The 4,563-nt window shown below is 73.9% G+C and carries 5 protein-coding genes; 4 read left to right on the top strand and 1 reads right to left on the bottom strand.

Translation table 11 applies throughout. The features are described from left to right. Positions 1-334: 334 nt before the first annotated feature. From J0670_RS30900 to J0670_RS30890, 4 genes are all read left to right on the top strand, one after another. Positions 335-574, top strand: coding sequence for a DUF397 domain-containing protein (locus J0670_RS30900; protein WP_374223200.1), 240 nt, complete (start codon positions 335-337; stop codon positions 572-574). A 752-nt stretch (positions 575-1,326) separates the two neighbouring features. Further along, entirely contained in the window at positions 1,327-1,821 is a 495-nt protein-coding gene (locus J0670_RS30895) for a hypothetical protein (RefSeq protein WP_196948593.1), read from the top strand. A 66-nt stretch (positions 1,822-1,887) separates the two neighbouring features. Continuing rightward, positions 1,888-1,971, top strand: a complete 84-nt coding sequence (locus J0670_RS40640; RefSeq protein ID WP_374223199.1) for a putative leader peptide — start codon at positions 1,888-1,890, stop codon at positions 1,969-1,971. 167 nt (positions 1,972-2,138) lie between these two features. Beyond that, positions 2,139-3,458, top strand: a complete 1,320-nt coding sequence (locus J0670_RS30890; RefSeq protein WP_207815105.1) for an acyl-CoA dehydrogenase family protein — start codon at positions 2,139-2,141, stop codon at positions 3,456-3,458. A gap of 21 nt (positions 3,459-3,479) precedes the next feature. Here J0670_RS30890 and J0670_RS30885 read toward each other — a convergent pair whose 3' ends face one another. Beyond that, positions 3,480-4,508, bottom strand: a complete 1,029-nt coding sequence (locus tag J0670_RS30885; RefSeq protein WP_374223198.1) for an aminoglycoside phosphotransferase family protein — start codon at positions 4,506-4,508, stop codon at positions 3,480-3,482. Positions 4,509-4,563 lie beyond the last annotated feature (55 nt).

Here is a 4,563-nt window from a genome sequence, read left to right as displayed (position 1 = left end):
GCTCCCTGGAAAACGGGTCGTGGGTGGGCGGTGGACGGAGTGCTGGTCGAGCGGCTGTCGGCAGGGCCCTGGGCCCGTACGGGGCCGCGGTGCGGCCGGCGCGCGGCGTGCTGGGGGCCGTACCCGCCTCCTGGCAGCACTCTGGCAGCTGCTCCGGGCCCCCGCCGGTCGGGACACGCTCCACCCGGTCCCGGACGTTCCTCCGTCGGTCCTCGACCCCGGCCGGGGGGAGTCCTCGCGAACCCGCTGACCGGCGTGGGCGGGGTGGCTAGGCTGACCGGGAAAGCCGTCGGGAGGAGATCGATCAGTGACGACAGTGAACAGCGGGACGGACATCGGGGCGGTCGGCGCCGAGCCGGAGCTGGCGCCGAACGGGAAGCCGAAGGTGGACTTCACCGGGGCCGAGTGGCTGTGCAGCAGCCAGGGCGTCGGGGACGTCCAGATCGCGTTCGTGGACGGGTACATCGGGATGCGGGACGGCCGTCAGGAGGACGGGCCGATCCTGGTCTTCACCCCGGCCGAGTGGCGGGCCTTCGTGCTCGGCGCCCGGGACGGCGAGTTCGACCTCACCTGAGCGACCGGTAGGTCCCCGCGGAGCGGGCCCCCGCCCGATGCCGAGCACGGCACCGGCCGCGGAACGAACGGGCCCGCTCCGCGGGTCATTTCGGCACCGAACATCACAACTGATGATCTATTGAGCGTGCCCCGTCAGAATTTCTGTTGACTGTTAGACAAACGCAGCTCAGAGTATGAGCACAGGCAGACGCCGTGCCCACCGCCCCCACGCGGCCAGACACGGCGCCTGCTGTGCAGCCCGGCAGCGCTGCCAGGCCATGCCTCCCAGTCATCCCCTGCGCACCGGGGTGCGTCGGCCGGTCCCGGCCCACGAGGGGCCGGCAGTCGCCGGGAGGCTGGCGCCGAAACCGAGAGCGACTCGGACGACGGCACCTGTGCTCGGGACCCGCACGCCCCCACGCGGCGGCGTCCCGAGCAGATCCACGGGAGCGACGGGCCGGGGCCCCGCGGATCTGGCTCTTGTTGCATGGAACTGTTGGCTTGTGTGTTGTGCTGTGTGCGACGACGAAGCTGGGTGCTCGGCAGTTCGGCACGACAAGTGCACAGTGAGGGATACGCGTGTAGGGCCGCGTTGCGACATGCCGTCCCCCCGAAGGGTGAAACCCAGAACGGCTGTCGTGCTGAACCGAACGTAGCCCGGACGGTTGCTCAGAGTCAACATTGGTCTCTGAGCGTCGATCTCCGGCCGGTCTCCCGTCGGCGCCCCACCCACCTCGCGAGCGTGGTGTGCCGGGCGCGTACGATGTTCCCATGTCTTTTCTCCGCCGTCGCTCCGGCCAGCCCGCCGGCCCGGACTTCGACGTGCTCGCCATGGACCCGGGCGACTGGCCCGGCGACTTCGGTGCGGCCATGATGACCGGCCCGGACGGCTCCTGCCAGGGGATTTTCCTGCGCTACGACCTGTTCGGCGGCAGAGGCCCGGCGATGTTCATCGGCAACCTCCCCGAGGGCTCGCCCGCCCGGGAGACCGGTGACGGCGTGCCCTTCGAGGTGCGGCAGCTGCTCGCGGCGCTGGAGAACGACGAGCCGGTCGAGTTCGCCTCGGCCGAGGACTTCCCAGTGATGCTCGGGGACGACCTGCTGATCGTGAAGAAGGTCAAGGTCAGCGAGGAGCGCGTGTTCTGCGCCCAGTTCGGCCGCAGCGACGGCGTCCTGGTCACCATCGCGTCGTGGGACCGACCGATTTCGGACGACCTGTATCAGCTGCTGAAGCCGCTCCCGGCGGACATGTTCCAGCAGGGCTGACCACCCCCTGCCCGGGGACCGGACGGTGCTTGACGGTATCGATCACAGGTTCGTAAAGTCGCGTACATGTCGTGCCGTCTCCCGTTGCTGACCCGTCGCAGGCACCTGGACCTGCGACGCACCGCCAGCGCGGCGTGTCCGGGCCACTGAAGGGGATCCTTCCCCGTGGCGGCGGGCGGCCGACCGGACCGGGTCGGCGCCGATTTCGGGGGCGTGTCGTGCGCTGACCTCCGGGGCCGCCGGCCGGTTCCGCGCGCCCGTACGGCGTGCCGCCCGCACTCGCCGAGCCCACGCTGCCGCCCGGAGGCACCAGCACCATGACGACCACCGCCGCCACCGACCGCCCGTCGGACGACCGTTCGCCCAACGACCGTTCGTCCGGTGATCGTTCCACCGATGACCGCCCGTCGAACGACCGGCGCGGGGTCGAATCCCCGAACGGCCGGCGCGGGGCCGAACCGTCGGATTCCGGCCATCCCTCGCCCGACCGTTCGGCGGTCGAGGCCGCCCTGGCCGGGCTGCCCCGGGTGGTCGACCTGCTCGCCGCCCGCGCCGAGGAGCACGACCGCGACGCCACCTTCCCGTACCAGGGCATCGAGGCGGTCCACGAGGCCGGCCTGCTCACCCTGACCGTCTCCCAGCGGTACGGCGGACCGGGCGGCACGGTCGCCGACACCGTCCGGGTGCTCGCCCAACTCGGCCGCGGCGACGCCTCGGTGGCGGTGGTCACCGCCTTCACCCTGCTCCAGCACGCCGAGCAGGCCCGCCGCGCGAGCTGGCCGACGGCCGGCTACCGGCGACTGCTCACCGAGTCCCGGCGCGGACCCGCGCTGGTCAACACGCTCCGGGCCGAGCCCGGCGGCCAACCGGGTGAACCGCCCCGGACGGTGGCCCGGCGGGACGGCTCCGGCTGGCTGCTGACCGGCCGGAAGACCTACTGCACCGGCGCCGAGGCGCTGGCCTGGATGGCGGTCACCGCGCGGACCGACGAGCCCGAGCCGAGGGTCGGGACCTTCCTGGTCCGCGGCGAGAGCGAGGGGCTGGAGGTCGACCCGACCTGGGACCAGCTCGGCCTGCGGGCCAGCGCCAGCCACGACGTCGTGCTGGACGAGGTCCGGGTGCCGGCCGAACTCGCGCTCGGACTCGGAACGCCTGCCCGGCAGGACGAAGCGGAGGCCCGACTCGCCCGCGCCTGGCACGATCTGGCCCTCTCCGCGGTGGCGATCGGGGTCGCCCGGGCCGCCGAGTCCTGGCTGGTCCGCTTCCTCAACCAGCGCACCCCGGCCAACCTGACCGAACCGCTGGGCACCCTGCCCCGCTACCGCTGCGCGCTCGGTGAGATCGAGGCCCAACTGATCGGCGCCGAGGAGCTGGTGACGGGCCTGGCCGCCCGGGTGGACCGGGGCGAGCCGGACGCCGTGGCCCGGACCGGTCCGGCCCACCTGCTGGCCACCAGGGCCGCCACCGCGGCCGTCCAGCAGGCGGTCGCGCTCACCGGCAACCCGGGGCTGAGCCGACGTCACCCGCTGGAGCGCTACCTGCGGGACGTGCTCAGCAGCCGGGTGCACCTGGCGCCGGACGAGGCCGTGCTGGAGGCCGCCGGCCGGGCCGCCCTGGAGCGGGGCGCCCGGCCGTGACAGCGAGGGTCGGTCCGGGGCTCAGCGCGTCCCGACCGCGGCCCGGACGGCCCGACGGGCCAGCGCGGCGTCGTCGTAGAGCCGGCGGATCATGATCCGCTGCTCCTCGCCGGCGCCCGGCACGTCGTACAGCCGGATCTCCCGCATCAGCACCAGCACCAGGTTCACCAGGAACGCGTCCCGGGCCAGCGTGCCGCCGCTCTGGGCGAGTTGGCTGATCTGGCGGCGGGCCGCGGTGTCTCCGGAGAGCACGCTCCACAGCACCGCCAGGTCGTAGCCCGGCAGGTACCAGCCGGCCTGCTCCCAGTCGACCAGTACCGGACCGGACGGCGCCAGCAGCATGTTGCTCAGCAGCGCGTCGCCGTGGCACAGCTGCAGCGGGGTGTGGCCGAGGCCGTGCAGCAGGCCGCGCAGGTCGCCGGCGTCCCGGTCGGTGAGCTGGCCCACCGAGTGGTAGCGGGCGATCTCCAACTGGTAGTCCAGGCGCGGCCGGAACACGTCGCTCGGCGGCCGCCACAGGTTCAGCGTCCGGACGGCACCGAGCAGCGCCCGCACCTCGCCCGGGGTGGGCGCGTTGACCGGGTGGCGCTCGCGGGCCGCCGGGCGCCCCGGAACGCGCTCCATGACCAGCACGCAGCGGTCGTGGTCGGCCGCGACCAGCCGGGGCAGCCGCACCGGCGGGCGGTGCCGGACGAACGCCCGGTAGACCGCGACCTCGTGGTGGAAATCGGCCACCAACTGCTCGAAGTACTCACTCCGCACCGCCTGTGGCGCCAGGCACTTGGCGACCACCGGAGCCCGCCCGATGGTGCCCGCCACCAGGATGTGGCGGCTGCCCTCGCGCAGGACCTGGCGCGGGGTGAACGCGGGACATATCCGCGAGACGCCGGCCAGCGCGGCCCGCACCGCCGGGGTCTGCAGCGCCGCCGGGTCGATCCGCTCCGGTCCGGCCGGCTGGCCGGGCCGCCGGGCGCGCAGCACCTGGCCGTCGACCTGGCGGGCGAGCGGGAGGCGGTGGCCGGTCGGTGGGGCGGCCTCGGGGCCGCGCAGTCCCAGCGCCGTACGGCCGATCGGGCCCCGGGCGTCCGTCGACCGGCCCTCGGTG

The organism is Streptomyces sp. FH025, assembly GCF_017427025.1.
Taxonomy (GTDB): domain Bacteria; phylum Actinomycetota; class Actinomycetes; order Streptomycetales; family Streptomycetaceae; genus Kitasatospora.
The sequence above is the reverse complement of the archived record's forward strand: the minus strand, read 5'-3'. Positions and strand labels throughout refer to the sequence as shown.

What these genes read in the sequence shown, in the direction of transcription:
- J0670_RS40640 (WP_374223199.1), top strand. Translation starts at nt 1,888, where the DNA reads ATGTCGTGCCGTCTCCCGTTGCTGACCCGTCGCAGGCACCTGGACCTG.
- J0670_RS30895 (WP_196948593.1), top strand. Translation starts at nt 1,327, where the DNA reads ATGTCTTTTCTCCGCCGTCGCTCCGGCCAGCCCGCCGGCCCGGACTTC.
- J0670_RS30890 (WP_207815105.1), top strand. Translation starts at nt 2,139, where the DNA reads ATGACGACCACCGCCGCCACCGACCGCCCGTCGGACGACCGTTCGCCC.